This is a genomic window from Oleiphilus sp. HI0067, assembly GCF_001635735.1.
Genome location: NZ_LWFI01001256.1, coordinates 1 through 1,186, shown reverse-complemented (window position 1 = coordinate 1,186; position 1,186 = coordinate 1). Strand labels below are relative to the sequence as shown.

Annotated in this window: 2 protein-coding genes; both read left to right on the top strand. The window is 43.8% G+C overall.

Going from position 1 to position 1,186, the window contains the following annotated elements; genetic code table 11:
* Positions 1-359: His/Gly/Thr/Pro-type tRNA ligase C-terminal domain-containing protein (locus A3739_RS19280; RefSeq protein ID WP_255376785.1), on the top strand; the 359-nt coding region annotated here is incomplete at its 5' end.
* A 64-nt stretch (positions 360-423) separates the two neighbouring features.
* Positions 424-1,077 carry a tetratricopeptide repeat protein gene (locus A3739_RS19275; RefSeq protein WP_068476702.1) on the top strand — a complete coding sequence of 218 codons (654 nt, stop codon included), beginning with the start codon at positions 424-426 and terminating at the stop codon, positions 1,075-1,077.
* The last annotated feature ends 109 nt before the right edge of the window (positions 1,078-1,186 follow it).

Below are 1,186 nucleotides of genomic sequence, written 5' to 3'. Positions count from 1 at the left end.
GTTTTGCGATGGGTGTAGAGCGTCTTGTTCTTCTGCTCGAAGAGCTTAAGGTATTCCCTGAAGAGCTTGATGTGGTTGCGGATGTTTATATTGTCGCCGCAGGTGATGGTACTCAAATTAAAGCCTTCGAATTAGCAGGTCACTTGCGATCTGAAGGTGGTCTTCGTGTGTTGCAAAATATGGGGCAGGGCTCGTTCAAATCTCAAATGAAAAAAGCGGACAAGTCTGGTGCGCGCTATGCGGTTATTCTTGGCAGTAACGAAATTGATACCGACACAGCTTTGGTTAAGCCTTTAAAGAGTGATGAAGAACAAAAAAGCGTTGCTCAAAGTGATTTGATTAAATACATCGTTGTTTGAATGCAGTAAACTACTGCGCGGCTGATTAGCTGCTAATAAGAAATTGAGTTAAGTGGAGTAATTTGTGGACGAGTTTAAGACCGAAGAAGAACAAATCGCAGCGATTAAAAACTGGTGGAAGAATAACGGTAGTTCTGTGTTGCTAGCCGTTGTTGCTGCTCTTGCAATTGTATTTGGTTATCGTGCATGGCAAAACAACGTAGAGAATGATAAAGCGACAGCCTCTGCGTTATATCAGCAGTTGGTTAGCATCTCTACCCAGCAAGCAGGCTTAGGCGACGACCAGTCAGCTAGCTTTATTGCGAACGAGCTTAAAGAGAAATTTATAGATTCTGAATATGCGCGTTTTGCAGCATTGTTCTTGGCGAAACAAGCCGTGACTGCCAAAGATTACGATACTGCGCTTGCAGAACTTGATTTCGTTTTAGAATCAAATGAAGACCCGCGTACGATCCACATCGTTAATGCACGTAAAGCTCGCATTCTATCAGCGAAAGGTGAGTATGAAGCTGCGCATGCTTTACTCGATGCATCAGATGAAGCATTCGCCCCTGCATATCTTGAAATTAAGGGCGATATCTACATTCTTCAAGGTGATCGCGAGTCAGCAAAAGAAAGTTATCTAGCGGCGTTTGATATGGTGAAAGATGCGCCACAACGAGCACCACTTTTAGGTGTCAAATTGTCTGACTTGGGTGTGGACACACAGAGCCTTTAGTCACCTTCATGGATCATAGTATGACAAAGAGACTTATACAGTGTCTTGGCTTGAGCGCGGTTTTTACCGCGCTTTTTGCTTGTAGTTCTGACACTGGAAACATTCCTAC